14 protein-coding genes are annotated in these 13,586 nt (G+C 51.6%); 7 read left to right on the top strand and 7 right to left on the bottom strand.

Going from position 1 to position 13,586, the window contains the following annotated elements; all coding sequences use genetic code 11:
- Positions 1-134: 134 nt before the first annotated feature.
- Together MY052_RS12045 and MY052_RS12040 are read right to left on the bottom strand one after the other, a co-directional pair.
- Positions 135-1,097 carry a GlxA family transcriptional regulator gene (locus MY052_RS12045; RefSeq protein ID WP_248537043.1) on the bottom strand — a complete coding sequence of 321 codons (963 nt, stop codon included), beginning with the start codon at positions 1,095-1,097 and terminating at the stop codon, positions 135-137.
- Between the two features lie 14 nt (positions 1,098-1,111).
- Positions 1,112-1,888: an MBL fold metallo-hydrolase gene (locus MY052_RS12040; protein ID WP_248537042.1), complete on the bottom strand. Its 777-nt coding sequence runs from the start codon at positions 1,886-1,888 to the stop codon at positions 1,112-1,114.
- A gap of 260 nt (positions 1,889-2,148) precedes the next feature.
- On the opposite strand from MY052_RS12040, the gene MY052_RS12035 reads away from it, so the two are divergent.
- A complete protein-coding gene (locus MY052_RS12035; RefSeq protein WP_035895111.1) occupies positions 2,149-2,499 on the top strand; it encodes a hypothetical protein in 351 nt (116 codons plus the stop codon).
- On the opposite strand, the gene MY052_RS12030 is transcribed toward MY052_RS12035, so the two are convergent.
- A complete protein-coding gene (locus MY052_RS12030; RefSeq protein WP_051910772.1) occupies positions 2,496-3,302 on the bottom strand; it encodes a helix-turn-helix transcriptional regulator in 807 nt (268 codons plus the stop codon). The two genes, MY052_RS12035 and MY052_RS12030, sit on opposite strands and share 4 nt — an antisense overlap.
- Positions 3,303-3,408: 106 nt before the next feature.
- On the opposite strand from MY052_RS12030, the gene cfa reads away from it, so the two are divergent.
- From cfa to MY052_RS12015, 3 genes are all read left to right on the top strand, one after another.
- Positions 3,409-4,563, top strand: coding sequence for a cyclopropane fatty acyl phospholipid synthase (gene cfa, locus MY052_RS12025; protein ID WP_248537041.1), 1,155 nt, complete (start codon positions 3,409-3,411; stop codon positions 4,561-4,563).
- Positions 4,564-4,743: 180 nt separating this feature from the next.
- Positions 4,744-5,058 carry a helix-turn-helix domain-containing protein gene (locus MY052_RS12020; RefSeq protein WP_248538936.1) on the top strand — a complete coding sequence of 105 codons (315 nt, stop codon included), beginning with the start codon at positions 4,744-4,746 and terminating at the stop codon, positions 5,056-5,058.
- Positions 5,051-6,325 carry a type II toxin-antitoxin system HipA family toxin gene (locus MY052_RS12015; RefSeq protein ID WP_248537040.1) on the top strand — a complete coding sequence of 425 codons (1,275 nt, stop codon included), beginning with the start codon at positions 5,051-5,053 and terminating at the stop codon, positions 6,323-6,325. The genes MY052_RS12020 and MY052_RS12015 overlap by 8 nt, the downstream gene beginning before the upstream one ends.
- 79 nt (positions 6,326-6,404) lie before the next feature.
- On the opposite strand, the gene MY052_RS12010 is transcribed toward MY052_RS12015, so the two are convergent.
- Together MY052_RS12010 and MY052_RS12005 are read right to left on the bottom strand one after the other, a co-directional pair.
- Positions 6,405-7,673 (bottom strand): amino acid permease, encoded by a 1,269-nt coding sequence (locus MY052_RS12010; protein ID WP_420828618.1) that lies wholly within the window; start codon positions 7,671-7,673, stop codon positions 6,405-6,407.
- 278 nt (positions 7,674-7,951) lie between these two features.
- On the bottom strand, positions 7,952-9,235 hold the full coding sequence (locus MY052_RS12005) for a glycoside hydrolase family 10-like protein (protein ID WP_248537039.1): 1,284 nt from the start codon (positions 9,233-9,235) through the stop codon (positions 7,952-7,954).
- Between the two features lie 215 nt (positions 9,236-9,450).
- On the opposite strand from MY052_RS12005, the gene MY052_RS12000 reads away from it, so the two are divergent.
- The gene (locus tag MY052_RS12000; RefSeq protein WP_248537038.1) at positions 9,451-10,455 is read left to right on the top strand and encodes a zinc-binding dehydrogenase; all 1,005 of its coding nucleotides are present in this window, start codon (positions 9,451-9,453) and stop codon (positions 10,453-10,455) included.
- Here the strand turns inward: MY052_RS12000 and MY052_RS11995 are convergent.
- Entirely contained in the window at positions 10,445-10,729 is a 285-nt protein-coding gene (locus MY052_RS11995) for a VF530 family protein (RefSeq protein ID WP_035895117.1), read from the bottom strand. The genes MY052_RS12000 and MY052_RS11995 overlap by 11 nt on opposite strands.
- Positions 10,730-11,099: 370 nt before the next feature.
- Between MY052_RS11995 and MY052_RS11990 the strand changes: the two genes are divergently transcribed.
- On the top strand, positions 11,100-11,669 hold the full coding sequence (locus MY052_RS11990; RefSeq protein ID WP_248537037.1) for a hypothetical protein: 570 nt from the start codon (positions 11,100-11,102) through the stop codon (positions 11,667-11,669).
- A gap of 76 nt (positions 11,670-11,745) precedes the next feature.
- Here the strand turns inward: MY052_RS11990 and MY052_RS11985 are convergent, their stop codons facing one another.
- On the bottom strand, positions 11,746-12,651 hold the full coding sequence (locus tag MY052_RS11985) for a LysR family transcriptional regulator (RefSeq protein ID WP_248537036.1): 906 nt from the start codon (positions 12,649-12,651) through the stop codon (positions 11,746-11,748).
- Between the two features lie 182 nt (positions 12,652-12,833).
- Between MY052_RS11985 and MY052_RS11980 the strand changes: the two genes are divergently transcribed.
- The gene (locus MY052_RS11980; RefSeq protein WP_248537035.1) at positions 12,834-13,583 is read left to right on the top strand and encodes an SDR family NAD(P)-dependent oxidoreductase; all 750 of its coding nucleotides are present in this window, start codon (positions 12,834-12,836) and stop codon (positions 13,581-13,583) included.
- Positions 13,584-13,586 lie beyond the last annotated feature (3 nt).

The raw sequence follows: 13,586 nt of genomic DNA, 5'->3' as shown, positions 1-13,586 counted from the left end.
CCCGATAACGCACTCCTGTTCGGGCGCAGACTACGGCTGCGCCCTTAAGCAGCGGACGAATCTTCAGATAATCAACGGCTTTTAGGCTAATTACCCACAAGGTTGTGCACCGTTTCTGTGGATAACATTTCTGGCTAATGCTCGATTGCCATTCCCCGGAAGGTTTTGCGCCATTCCACCGGGCTGACGCCCAGTTTCTCGCGAAATATCTGGCGGAAGGTGATGGAAGATTGAAATCCTGACCGTTCCGCAACCTGTTCGACGCTGAGTTCACTGCTTTCTAGCAGCGTCTGGCTGCGACGCAGACGTTCAGTGGTTATCCATTCACCAATCGACATGCCGGTCGCTTTTTGGAAATGGCGAGTCAGCGTACGACGGCTCATCGCCACGCGCTCGGCCAGCATATCAATCTGATGTACCTGCTGAAGATTATCCTGCAGGTAGGCCAGAAGTTGGTTAATGCGGGTATCCCCGGTACGGTGTGGCACCACCTGTTCAATGTACTGAGCCTGTCCACCTTCACGATAGGGTGGCGTCACCATTCGTCTGGCTATCTGGTTGGCCACACGAGCGCCAAAACGCTGACGAATCACATACAGGCAGCAGTCCAGCGCGGCGGCAGTCCCGGCGGAAGTGATGATACCGTCGTCATCGGTATAGAGGACGTTGACATCAAGTCTCGCCTTCGGAAACAGCTGCTCGAACGCTTTTTCATATTCCCAGTGGGTAACGGCACGCCGATTGTCGAGTAGCCCAGCATAGGCCAGGGCGAACGTTCCAAGGCATAGGCCAACCAGCGTTGCACCATTTTTGTGGGCGGCAGTTAGTCCCTCCAGAAGGGCTATTGATGGTTTTTCATCCACATGCCGCCAGAAGGGAACAATCACGATATCGCAGTGGGCCAGGGCCGAAAAATCGCTATCGGCTTGAACCGCTGTTCCTTCTTTTGACCACACCAGGCCCGGCGTTTCGGCACAGATAAAGCGGGTGAAACGAGGCTGCTCGCTCACGCTGTCGCCAAATAAAATCAGCGGCACAGAGAAGTGAAAGGTACTGAAACCCTCGCTCGCAACAATCGCAACCGTGGTGGTGGTCATAGGGTTAATCTCCGCTATAAAGTGACAGTGTCACCATCATCTGGGGCATGAACGACATCTGCCATCATATTATCTTCAGCATAGGTACGTAGGGCGCGGCGGGTGACTAAGCAGTGGTTTACCGCTTCCATATGGGTGGCCACAATCTGCGCTTGCGGCAGAAGATGGTGCGCTTTCAATACGTCTTCCAGCCCAAAGATGATTGGGCCAAACCCCAGCACATGCGCCCAGCCGGTGTTCATGATAACGACACCAGGCTGATACCGACGCATGTTATCCGCTACATCCTCAATCCAGATAGAATCCCCCACCAGGTACAGCGTTTTCTCCATGGGATGCTGGAAAATTACCCCGCAGGCTTCGCCCAGACGTTCAGCCAGTTCAGGAATCGCGTAGGCTTCATCAGAACCATGCTGGCCGTCAGTTTTTGTCAGCGTAATATCGCCGAAGGTACTAGTTGCTGAAAGTTGCTGCAACCGGGTAAAGCCCTGCGCGCGAAGCAACGCTTCGTCACGGTCGTTCTGAACATAAATGAGCATTGATTTTGGGATGACGCTTGCAGCGGTTTCATCCCAGTGGTCGGGGTGAGTGTGGGTCACGATGATGGCATCGACATCGAGCAGTGCGTCAATTTCACACGGTAATTCCACCATAGGGTTGCGAACCTCCGCACGAGCGGTGCCGGGAAAACCGGGATATGCGTCTTTCGGTGCCAGCATAGGGTCAATCAAAAAACGTTTTCCAGCATAGGTAATCAGCTGAGTAGCATTGCGGATCTGGGTAATGTTCATCGTGGCATCCTCGTGTTCGGTTTCGATAAACACATTATGCGCATTACGATGCTACTGCGCCGCTGGCTAAAAGCCAACATTCGATGTGATTGGGCCATTTTGGCGAGCGTTTATGCCATCACGGCATGGGAATCATGAAAAATGAGTATGGAATTTGGTCTGTTGGGCCGTAGACAGGGTCGTTAAATTGTATTTATCATACAAATAAATTAAGCCATAGCGCACATGCGTTCCACTCATTCACTCGTGGGTTTACGATTATGACCGCCGAAGTTAACGCTCTCATCCTGCTTGCACAATGTAATGAATCTAAGGGCTTTTACCGCCGAGCTTTACGCCTCTGGCAGGAGATATCGACGCATTTCGATGCGACGAAAGATCAGTGCCGCTTAGCGTGGGAGAAAATAAGCGCGTGTCATCTTCAACTGCAAATCAATACGCCGCGTGAGGTGGTGACTCGTGATAGCCGAAAGCAGGACGTTGAGCGCGATAAATTACGCATTCAGCAGCTGCTCTCACAGGGGCATAGTATTAAAGAAGTACAGCATATAACCGGAAGGTCGATTGCCTTTATCTATAAGTACAACCCCAGAAATAAAACCATCCATTAATAGCTTGAAGGCGGAACGCCGAATGCCTGACGAAACGCATAGCTGAATGCGGCGGTGCTGGAATATCCCACCTCCAGCGCAACGGCGGTGACGTTTTTATTTTTCTTCAGATGAATGACCGACTCCAGAAGCCGCATTTTTTGTTTCCATGCGCTGAAGGGCATGCCGGTCTCTTTCTTAAAATGACGGGAAAACGTGCGGGCGGACATGCCAAGATGATGAGCCCAGTCTTCCATCGCATGTTCAAGACTCGGTGACTCCTGAATGGTTCTGCACACCTTGATAAGTGCCGCATCGTGCGGCCAGGGCAGCATTAGTTCAACTTCTGGCAGCTTCAAAATCACATCAAGCAACACGCTCACCAGCTGACCTTCCTTAGCGCCAATGTCATAGCACTCGGGCGTAGTGGTTGTCGCGTAGTGGATGAACTCGCGAACAAAATCGCTGATGGCCACGACCTTACATTCGTCGATCGATTCCGGTAAAAAATCCGGGTCGATATCCAGATTCTCCAGATAGACGTCATCCAGCGCCCATACCGCGTGTTCGGTGTTATGCGGGATCCAGATACCGTAATGCGCGGGGATCACCCAGCATTTCCCCGCCACATCGATACGCATACTGCCTTTACGTGCAAAATGAAATTGCGCGAAGCTATGGCTGTGCCTGGCGACGTGATTGTTTGCTGGTAGCATGTAAGAGCGAAAGTAGACCGACTGCGGCAGCTCTTTCATTGAGTCATCTTGCGATGAAAACCACTGTTTAGCCTGCTGAAGGGAGAAAGGAAGGGTACCGTCCATCATTATGGCATCTGTTCGATAAATATTGTCCTCACATCATAATACATACCATCGTCTTATCCATAATAATCTTCTGCACATCATATTGACTCGTTTATGGATAAGAAACATGGCCACGGTTTGCTCAGATGTAATTAGCATTGATGAATTGAACGATAATTGGTCGCGAATGGGAAACGACCTGCTCAGTCAGGCCGATATTAAAATCAATGGTGCCCGGCCATGGGATATTCAGGTTCACCACGCTGATTTCTTTAAGCGTGTATTTCAGCAGGGTTCGCTGGGGTTAGGCGAGAGCTATATGGAAGGTTGGTGGGACTGCGAGCGTTTGGATATTCTGTTCTGCAAAATCCTGAAAGCAAAACTGGATAAACAGGTTCCCGGTAACCTGAAGGATATTTTACGTGTTATCAGCGCGCGCCTGTTTAATCTTCAGTCGCGCAGCCGTTCATGGATTGTCGGCAAAGAACACTACGATATCGGCAACGATCTTTTTGCGTTGATGCTCGACCCGCACATGCAGTACTCATGCGGTTACTGGCGTCATGCACAAACGCTGGAAGAAGCGCAAAATGCCAAGCTCAAAATGATCTGCGAAAAACTGCAGCTTGAGCCCGGTATGCGCTTGCTGGATATCGGCTGCGGCTGGGGAGGGCTGGCAGCCTATGCGGCGCGAAACTATGCCGTTAGCGTGGACGGCGTGACCATTTCGCGCGAACAGCAAAAACTGGCGCAGCAGCGCTGTGAAGGGCTGGATGTGAATATCCTGCTGCAGGACTATCGCGACCTCAATACCACCTACGACCGGATTGTGTCAGTCGGGATGTTTGAGCATGTCGGGCCAAAAAACTACGAGACCTATTTTAGCGTTGTTGACCGCTGCCTTAAACCTAATGGACTGTTTTTGCTACATACCATCGGGAGTAACCAAACCGGACTCAGCGTAGACCCGTGGATCAACAAATACATCTTCCCGAACGGCTGTCTACCGTCGATTCGCCAGATTGCGAGCGTCAGTGAATCGCGCCTGGTGATGGAAGACTGGCATAACTTTGGTAGTGATTACGACAAAACGTTGATGGCATGGCACGAACGCTTTAACCAGGCGTGGTCTGGTTTGTCGTCCAACTACACGCCGCGTTTCCGTCGGATGTTCAACTACTATCTGTGCGCCTGCGCTGGCGCGTTCCGCGCCCGTGATATTGAGCTCTGGCAGGTGCTGTTCAGCCGTGGCACTGAAGGTGGCATGTACGTCTATCGTTAATTGCTTGTCACGTCGCCTTCGGGCGACGTACTTCTTATTTAATTCCTTTTTATTGGTTCCTATCTTCATATCTCTGCGTTAAATACAATATTTTGTGTTTTATGCAGCCTTCCTATTTTTATCTCTTAATTCTATAATATTGGATATTAACCTAAATAATCATGGATAAGCCACGTTATGATGGATTTATCACTTAGCAAACCCGCAGAAATTGTAAAGCTGCTTTGCGGTCGACTTCGCAAGGAAAGGCTTTCACAGCAAATGACCCAGGCCGACCTCGCGGCTCGCGCCGGTGTTGGGGTCAACACGGTCTCTAACCTGGAAGCAGGGCGTAACATCAACTTTGATAGTCTAGTCAGGGTGGCCATGGTGCTGGGGTTCGCCGACGAACTGGAAACGTTATTTAAGCCAAAGATTGAGAGCCTGGACGATATCCTGCGCTATGAAAAAAGCGCCACGCGCCATCGGATAAAGAGGAAGCACGACGATGCCTGACCGAATAGAGATATACTACGAAGGCTGGGGAGAACGCTGGCTATGGGGGCGACTGGTTTCCTCTACTGCACTGACCGGGCGGCCAATGATTGCCTTTGAATACAGCGAAGAGGCGGTGCGAAAAGGGCTGGAGTTAGCCCGCTTGACGTTACCGCTCAATGGCCCACGCCTACGTCGGGGTTTCCCTGCCCACCAGCTTGGTCTGCCGGGCCCGGTTTACGACGCACTGCCCGACGGTTGGGGGATGCTACTGATGGATCGCCTCTTCAAACGCCGGGGACTCAACGCCGCGCGCATTGGGCCGCTGGAGCGTTTGACCTATATCGGTAATGGCGCGATGGGCGCAATGACTTTCCATCCTCTCCAGGCCGATGATTCGTTAGCGACGAAAGATAATGTTCCACTTGCCCAACTTGCACAGGAAGTTCAGGCCGTACTGAGCGGTGAAGGTGGTCAGTTTCTACAAAAGCTGCTGCAAATGGGGGGCTCGCCTCAGGGGGCACGCCCAAAGGTGCTGCTGTATCGTCATCCGCAAACGGGGCTGTTTACGACGATCGCCGCACCCGAACTTGAAAGCTGGCTGGTGAAATTCCCGGCGAAGCAAGAGCACCCGGAAGTGTGCGCCATTGAAGCCGTCTACGGTGAGTGCCTTCGTCAATGCGGTATTTCCGCGCCAGACACCGCCTATTTTGCGTTGCCGGACGGGCAGACCGCTTTTGCCAGTAAGCGCTTTGACCGCCAGGACGGGATGCGCGTGCCAATGCAAAGTCTTGCCGCGTTTACCGGCGCAAACTATCAGATTGCCGGGTCGTTGGATTACGTTAACTTCCTACGCGCCACTCATTTGTGTACGAATGATGTTCGGGAGAAGACCCGCGCCTTTGAGCGGGTGCTGTTTAACGTTATCTTTAATAACCGCGACGATCACCCAAAGAACTTCGCCTATCTGATGGCGGCAAACGGCCAATGGTCGCTGGCTCCCGCTTTTGACGTTACCTACAACGATGGGCCGGGTGGCTATCATCAGATGGACGTGATGGGGGAAGCATTGGATATCGAACGTCAGCATATGATGGCGTTGGGTGAGCAGGAAGCTGAACTCACTCTGGCAGAGATTGACGAAAAAATAGAGGCGTTTAGCACGGTAGGTGACGCGTTTGCGGACACCGCAAGGTCGTTGTATCCAGACCAGATTACTGAAGAGACATTAAGCCAGATTCAGCGACAGATTCGAGATAATATCAGTCGATTAAAAAAGCCTCTCTGACTATCAGTACCAACCGATCCCCTCGCTACGTCGGGGAATAGGTGAGGGGAACCTACATCGCCCCCCTCACTTAACTTACTCAAAACATCGCATACAGCAGCGCCGAAACGGTCAACACGCCGCTCGCCATCACCACCACTGAGATAAACCCTCGCATCGCTTTCAGCGCCGGACGCGTGAAAATCAACCAGGTTGGGATCACAAACAGGAAGATCGCAATTAACGGCCCGCAGAGCGTTTCAATCATATTAATCACGTCGGGATTCAGATAAACCACCACGGAGGTGACGATAAACATCAGCACCGAGGTGATTAATTTAACCCGCTTAATATGGCTGGTCCGTTTAATGTTGAAGAGATCGGTCGCCAGCACGTTAAAGGTTTCGGCAACCGGCATTGAAATCCCTAAAAACGATTTCGTCATTCCCAGAATGGCAATAAACGGTGCCAGATAGAGCAGCGCACTCATGCCGCCATTGCCGCCAATAACTGACAACACGTTCAGATTCTGGTCTTTCGCCATCTCAAAGATTTCACGCGGCGTACTCAAAATACAGCTCAGCACGAAGAAAATAATGCTGAAGAAAATTAAGCCATAAGCGCGGCGAATAACCCGCACGGACTGTTCTTCGCCACCGTTACCCGGTTCACGATACCAGGAGGCCAGCGCGGGAATCAGCGGCGCCGAGCACAGAGAGAAGGCGATAAGCGGCAGCGTTAGCCACAGATCTTTCAGCGCACTGCCAGGGGTTGAGGTCTGCGTTTGCTGCCATGCATGGGTGATGTTTTCTATGTTCCAGGCCGGGATCTGTGAGGCGGCGATAACGATGATAGCAGTGGCAAACGGCAGAGCCAGCGCACTCATGGTACTCACGACTTTATCGCGACCTTTGCTCAACACCAGGTGGAGAATAAGCAGAACGATCAACGTGAGCGTGGCGCGGTTAATGCCGACAATGTGCAGGCGGTCGCTCAGAAAGTGGCTCAGCGCATTTACCAATGACACGGCATAGACCAGCGTAACCGGGTAGTGCGCCACGCAGAAAAACAGCTTCATGGCCTGACGGCCTTTTGGGCCAAAGAACGAGCCAAACAGCGGCAGCGTATGGTCGTTCCCATCGTCCTTCTGCTGGTCGCGCATAAAGACCCGGCAGATAAGCACGTGTGGTACGAGCGATAGTGGAAATCCCAGCAGGAGTAGCAGAATAAAGATAAGCGGGCCGCGAGTACCGATTTCAACCGGTAGGAAAAGCGTGCCTGCACCCACCGTTGCGCCGTAAACACCCATCATCCAGATGGTATCTTTTTTCGTCCATTGAGGACGAGATATCGCTGTTTCTTTAGTCATAGTACTCATATATACCGAGAATAACGCGGACGTTAATGGAGGAGCTATTGGGGGTAACCTAAGCGGAAAATATAAAAGGATGGAAAAACGATTTCTTATTGTATGAGGCTATTCTGGAAGCTTCTATTCGATACTACTGGTTGCGCGATAAGCCCCGCAAGTATTTTTTGGTATTTACTGGAAAATTCAAGAGGTTTAATAACACCTTTTACATCGCTATAACTTCTTGTCATTTATAGTAAAGGAATCGACGACAGTTCGCCGATTCCATTCTCTATTTAATTACCCCAGCGGCTTTTTAAATAATCCACAGCCTGCTGCGTTTGCGGCTGTTCGAGGTAACCCTCACGGAACAATATTGTGCCATTGATATTGGTGGCGGACTCATTCATATCAATTTGCTTTTTCAGCTCTGGCACGCCGCCCTGGACCGTCCAGTCTGGTTCATTTTTCGACGGTTCACCCACTTTATACAGCGCTATACCGATGTACAGGCGGGTATTGGTTGGTTTGACGACGTCCGCCCACCATTTCGCCAGAACATCATAACGCGCGGCATCACGAGCAAACGGCCAATAGAGCTGCGGCGCAATATAGTCGAGTAAACCCTGTTGCACCCACTGGCGCGTATCGGCATAGGATTCATCATAAGCAGCAGCGCCACGGGTGTCGGAACCAGCGGGGTCGTGCGAACGATTTCGCCATACTCCGGCCGGGCTCACGCCAAATTCAACGTTCGGGTTGAGCTGCTTAATGGTGTGCGAAACCTGCGAAATCAGCTGCTGGGTGTTGTGGCGTCGCCAGTCGGCTTTTGAGGCAAAACCCTGACCGTACTGGCGATAGGTCGCGTTATCGTTCAGCGCTGAAGCCGGGGTTTCGGTGTAGAAATAGTCGTCAAACTGCACGCCATCAACCGGGTAACGAGATACAACTTCCGCCACGATACTGGTTATCCAGTCACGAACTTCCGGAATACCTGGGTCTAGCACGAAGCGGTCTCCCGCGGTGCGGATCCAATCGCGATGCAGGACGTAAACGCTCGGCGGCATCATCGACAGCGTATTGTTCAGCGCGGTAACCGTTGAAGGCTTGATATTGGTGGAGACGCGGTACGGGTTGAACCAGGCATGAACCTTCATGCCGCGCTTGTGCGCTTCATCCAGCATAAACTGTAGCGGGTCGTAGCCTGGATACTGACCAATGGTGCCCGTGAGCGTTTCAGACCATGGCAAAATATTCGACTGCCACAGTGCCGTGCCATCCGGTTTTACCTGGAAGAAAACGGTATTAATGCCGAGGCTTTTCAACTTATCAAGCTTGTCGCGCATCGCGGCCTGCTGCTGGATAACGCGCTGCATACTGCTGCTGGCGTTAATTGAGCTAATCGGTGGCCAGTCGAGACGAGACACCGTTGCGAGCCAGACGCCGCGCATTGGCTCATTATTCTGCTGGGTTTTGCCGGTATTCACGCCAGAAGGCGTTTTAACGGGGGTTTTTGAGTCGCAGCTGACCAGAAATAGTGCGGCGGCAATCAGCGCGGCGGCTTTTTTCGTTTTTGACATTCGGGAGAAACTAAAAGAACTGAGAGTCATAGGTGCCGTTATTCGGGTTATCGCGAGTGGCAAATATTTTCGTACTATTCACGGTGAAGTCAATCAATTAGCTACAGTGATATCACACAAAATGATAAGCATCATTCCGATATGTCATTTGCCTTATTTCTGCCAGTTTTTTATTGTTGATGCTTATTCATCCTGACAACAGCAAGGGAAGCCCTATGCCTGAATATTCACAACCTGTTGATACGCATCTTGCCTGGACATGGCAGGGCAGCGCCGAACCTGAAGCGCTTGAATTAACGCGTATCGCCGTCCCGCAGCTCGCGGCGGGCGATGTTCTGGTTCGCAACGCGGTTATCGGACTTAATCCGGTTGACTGGAAGGTATTCAGTCCGGGGTTGGTTGACTGGGAAAAGGGCCATGTCCCCGGCGTTGACGGCGCGGGAACGGTGGTCGCGCTGGGCGAGGGTGTCGATCAAAGCTGGCTGGGCCAGCGTGTGGCGTATCACCAAAGCCTATTGAAGCCTGGTAGTTATGCGGAACATACGCCCGTTGCCGCTCGTGCCCTGATGCGCTTGCCTGATTCATTGAGTTTTGAAACGGCGGCAAGCCTTCCTTGTCCGGCGCTAACGGCGTGGCTGGCTATTGAAAAGCTGCCGATAATTAACGGAGCGCCGCTGTTGATTAGCGGTGCCGGCGGTGCCGTCGGTCACTATCTTGTGCAGTTTGCAGCAGCGAGAGGATTTGCGGTTACCGCGATGTGCAATCCCCGTCACTGGCAGCGCCTGCAGACTTTGGGCGCGCAAACCTGCATCGCCGGGCCATTGCCTTCCGGTACCACGTGGCCAGAGGAAAAAGCGGCAACGTTCTTTGCAGTGATTGATAGCGTTAACGAGGATCATGCAGCTCGTCTGACTCCCGCGCTGAAGGCAAATGGTCACATCATCGCGATTCAGGGGCGGTTGACGGAGTGGCCATGCGCGCCGTTTGGTCGCACGTTGTCGATGCATGAAGTGGCGCTCGGCGCACTCCACTGGTTCGGAGATGATGATGCCTGGCATCAGCTAACGGCGGCCGGAGAAAAAATTATGTTGGATCTGGCGACGAAGCGTTTAGTGGCAGAGGAGACGGTGGTCTCTGATTTTGACAAACTGCCCGCGCTGTTAAATCAACTTCGTCACCGTCAGTTCAGTGGAAAACCGTTGATTCTCGTTAACCCTTAGTTCGCCCCGTTCCCCACGGATTAAACGCCGGTTCTTCCGGCGTTATTTCCACGTCACCGGTCAATGAGTCCAGATAAAGCGCTTCCACTTCGGCACGGGCCCACGGGGTACGTCGCAAAAATTTAAGGCTGGATTTAACGCTCGGGTCATTCTTAAAGCAGTTGATGTTAATCAGCTTGCTCAGTTGCTCCCACCCATAACGAGCTACCAGCGCATTGACCTGCATTTCCAGGGTTACGCCGTGCAAAGGATCTTTAGAAATATGTTCTGTCATGGGAGGTCCGTTAAAATTGAGGCCAAAATGATGTGCGAGGGAAGGTTACAAGAAAGCTGAGCATCCGGCAATGGCGCAGGTACGCAGGTTAAATTTGCGCTCAATTTTAAGGCGGTTGTACGCGGATTCTGACGTACAATGGCACTGGTTAAATGTCAGAATTCACACAGCGCACGGAAAAGCACTAAATTCATTATAATTCATATCGTTACATTGTCACTGTTAGTTATTTAAGTGACGTTGTCACATTTTTTGTTATTTCTAAAAGATGATAAGAATGGCAATGCTACAAGTATCTGGGGGTTACGAATACCTACGTCCAGGTTCTATGATGTCGTGAATAACACGATAGCGAACAGGAAAAGAAGACATGTTGAAATATGCGTCATTGCTGGTAGCGTTACTACTGGTTGGCTGCGCCAATACCCCGAACCTGCCGCCGACTGAAACGATCGTGGCGATTAAACCGATTGATTCCGGCATTATTGCCAGCTCTGAAAAACACAGTTATCGCTTTTTCCGTGAGGGGATGCCGCAGGAATATCAACGCTATAACACGTTTTATCAGCGCTTCCATCAGCAGGCATCCGGCGTGAGGGTGAATTTTGCGGTTAAGGATCATGAGGTCACGGCTGAATACATGGTGGTGATTGATAAGCGTAATGTGGATGCCAACCAGCAAACTATTCTGCGCAATGAGTACAAGGCAACAACTCTTGATAACGACCACCTTGGCGTGATGTTTAAAGCCAACGGGTTCTGGTCCTCTTCTTACGCAGAAGAGTTGGCGGCACCTTACCGGCTAGATCAGCCAATTGTGGTGTCTATCAACGATAAAACCCAGTCGCTAACCACTGCGGGGAGTATTGCACTAATTCCATTACTCCCATTATTCCCGCTGTTTATGATGTACGGCTGCGCCACCGGGCCATGCGTATAAGGTCAGCGTGTGTAGGCAGAATAGGTATATTGAGGGATAGTTGGTAGTCACCCATTACTATCCCCCGATATTAACGCTATTCCTTAACTGCCGCCGGAAACGACCCAGCAAGCCATTCCAGGAAAACTCGAAGCCGGGGAGGCACATGGCGATTTTGCGCGTAGACCACGTGAAAAGGATAGGGAGCAGGACGCCATTTACCGAGTATTTCTACTAGCGCACCGGCAGCCAGCGCTTTTTTTAGCGAGTAGGTAAAGGTCTGCACTATTCCCAACCCGGCTTCTACCGCGGCAATATGCGCATTGCTCTCATTAATGCCGAGATGATGTTCCGCTTTTATCTCCATTTTTTCCCCGTTGTGTTCAAAGCGGAATGGAAATGCTCTTCCGCTGGCGGGGGACAAATAGCTGATAAGACGGTGCCCATTTCTGAGCTCATCAGGGTAGGCGGGGACGCCGTAGCGTTTCAGGTAACCTGGCGTGGCGCAGGTAATGATCGTCGCTTCACCGATTTTTCGTGCGATAAGCGAGGAGTCCTCCATCGGGCCGCCTCGGATAGCACAGTCAATATTGCCACTAATAAGATCCGAAGGTTTATCCGCGACCTGGAGATCGATACGAATATCCGGGTAGATGGTCATGAAATCTGCTAGCAACGGCACCAGAACGTCACGTGCGGTTGAGCCGCCAATCGCTATCCGTAGGTGACCTTTGGGCTTAGCGCTGGAGGTTTTAAACGACGCATCAATCTCATCCAACTCCGTCAGAATACGCAGCGCTTTATCATAATATTCCAGCCCCTCCGGCGTGACGGTAATGCGTCGCGTGGTGCGCTGTAGCAGGCGTGTCCCCAGATGCGCCTCAAGCTGTTGAATCGTTTTGCTGATGGTGGCATTTGGCATGTCCAGTGAGTCTGCGGCGCGGGTAAAACTGTTCGTTTCGACAACGCGCGTAAAGACTTTGAGGGCTGAAAATCGATCCATTATTCACATTATCCCGACGATAAAGCGCCATTATTCACACAGGTGAAGAGTGTTTTTCATTTTGCTGTATTTTTCTGCATAGGTTAACAACGCTACAGTACCAACCGTACTGAGACGACTGATTATCTCTGTAAGTCGATGACTCAATTAGCATATTCATACTTTAGTTAAGGAAATGCATCATGAATAAGAAACTTTCGGAAAAAATTGCGTTAGTAACCGGCGGTACTTCAGGTATTGGCCTTGCAACAGCACACGTGTTGGTTGAACAGGGGGCGAAGGTGTATATCACCGGACGCCGACAGGAAGAGCTGGATGCTGCCGTGGCGTTAATCGGCCCTGCGGCGAAAGGGATTCGCGCGGATGCTTCCGTGTTGAGTGACCTCGATACCGTGTTTTCAACGATTGCGAGTGACGTGGGTCGTCTCGACGTGCTGTTTGCCAACGCCGGCGGTGGTGACATGATGCCACTTGGGGCTATCACGGAGGAGCATTTCGATCGAATTTTCGGCACCAACGTGCGTGGTGTTCTGTTTACGGTTCAGAAGGCGCTACCTTTGTTAACCCCAGGCGCCTCGGTGATCCTGACCGGCTCCACGGCCGCAGTGAAAGGCACGGCGAACTTCAGCGTTTATAGCGCCAGCAAAGCCGCGCTACGCAGTCTGGTTCGCTCATGGGCTCTTGATCTGAAAGAAAGAGATATCCGCATTAACGTCGTGAGCCCAGGCCCAATCCGTACGCCAGGTCTTGGCGGGTTGGTTGATGAAGAACACCGGCAGGGACTGTTTGATGCTCTCGCCGCTGGCGTGCCGTTGGGCCGTTTGGGTGAACCTGAAGAAGTGGGTAAAACCGTCGCGTTCCTTGCATCCGATGATTCACGCTTTATTAATGCGGCTGAAATCTATGTTGACGGTGGTCTGGCGCAAATTTAGCGT

This window comes from Kluyvera ascorbata (assembly GCF_023195735.1).
GTDB classification, from domain to species: domain Bacteria; phylum Pseudomonadota; class Gammaproteobacteria; order Enterobacterales; family Enterobacteriaceae; genus Kluyvera; species Kluyvera ascorbata.
The sequence above is the reverse complement of the archived record's forward strand: the minus strand, read 5'-3'. Positions and strand labels throughout refer to the sequence as shown.

What these genes read in the sequence shown, in the direction of transcription:
- MY052_RS12045 (WP_248537043.1), bottom strand. Translation starts at nt 1,097, where the DNA reads ATGACCACCACCACGGTTGCGATTGTTGCGAGCGAGGGTTTCAGTACC.
- MY052_RS12030 (WP_051910772.1), bottom strand. Translation starts at nt 3,302, where the DNA reads ATGATGGACGGTACCCTTCCTTTCTCCCTTCAGCAGGCTAAACAGTGG.
- MY052_RS11985 (WP_248537036.1), bottom strand. Translation starts at nt 12,651, where the DNA reads ATGGATCGATTTTCAGCCCTCAAAGTCTTTACGCGCGTTGTCGAAACG.
- MY052_RS12020 (WP_248538936.1), top strand. Translation starts at nt 4,744, where the DNA reads ATGGATTTATCACTTAGCAAACCCGCAGAAATTGTAAAGCTGCTTTGC.
- MY052_RS12005 (WP_248537039.1), bottom strand. Translation starts at nt 9,235, where the DNA reads ATGTCAAAAACGAAAAAAGCCGCCGCGCTGATTGCCGCCGCACTATTT.
- MY052_RS12040 (WP_248537042.1), bottom strand. Translation starts at nt 1,888, where the DNA reads ATGAACATTACCCAGATCCGCAATGCTACTCAGCTGATTACCTATGCT.
- MY052_RS12000 (WP_248537038.1), top strand. Translation starts at nt 9,451, where the DNA reads ATGCCTGAATATTCACAACCTGTTGATACGCATCTTGCCTGGACATGG.
- cfa (WP_248537041.1), top strand. Translation starts at nt 3,409, where the DNA reads ATGGCCACGGTTTGCTCAGATGTAATTAGCATTGATGAATTGAACGAT.
- MY052_RS12035 (WP_035895111.1), top strand. Translation starts at nt 2,149, where the DNA reads ATGACCGCCGAAGTTAACGCTCTCATCCTGCTTGCACAATGTAATGAA.
- MY052_RS12010 (WP_420828618.1), bottom strand. Translation starts at nt 7,673, where the DNA reads ATGACTAAAGAAACAGCGATATCTCGTCCTCAATGGACGAAAAAAGAT.
- MY052_RS12015 (WP_248537040.1), top strand. Translation starts at nt 5,051, where the DNA reads ATGCCTGACCGAATAGAGATATACTACGAAGGCTGGGGAGAACGCTGG.
- MY052_RS11990 (WP_248537037.1), top strand. Translation starts at nt 11,100, where the DNA reads ATGTTGAAATATGCGTCATTGCTGGTAGCGTTACTACTGGTTGGCTGC.
- MY052_RS11995 (WP_035895117.1), bottom strand. Translation starts at nt 10,729, where the DNA reads ATGACAGAACATATTTCTAAAGATCCTTTGCACGGCGTAACCCTGGAA.
- MY052_RS11980 (WP_248537035.1), top strand. Translation starts at nt 12,834, where the DNA reads ATGAATAAGAAACTTTCGGAAAAAATTGCGTTAGTAACCGGCGGTACT.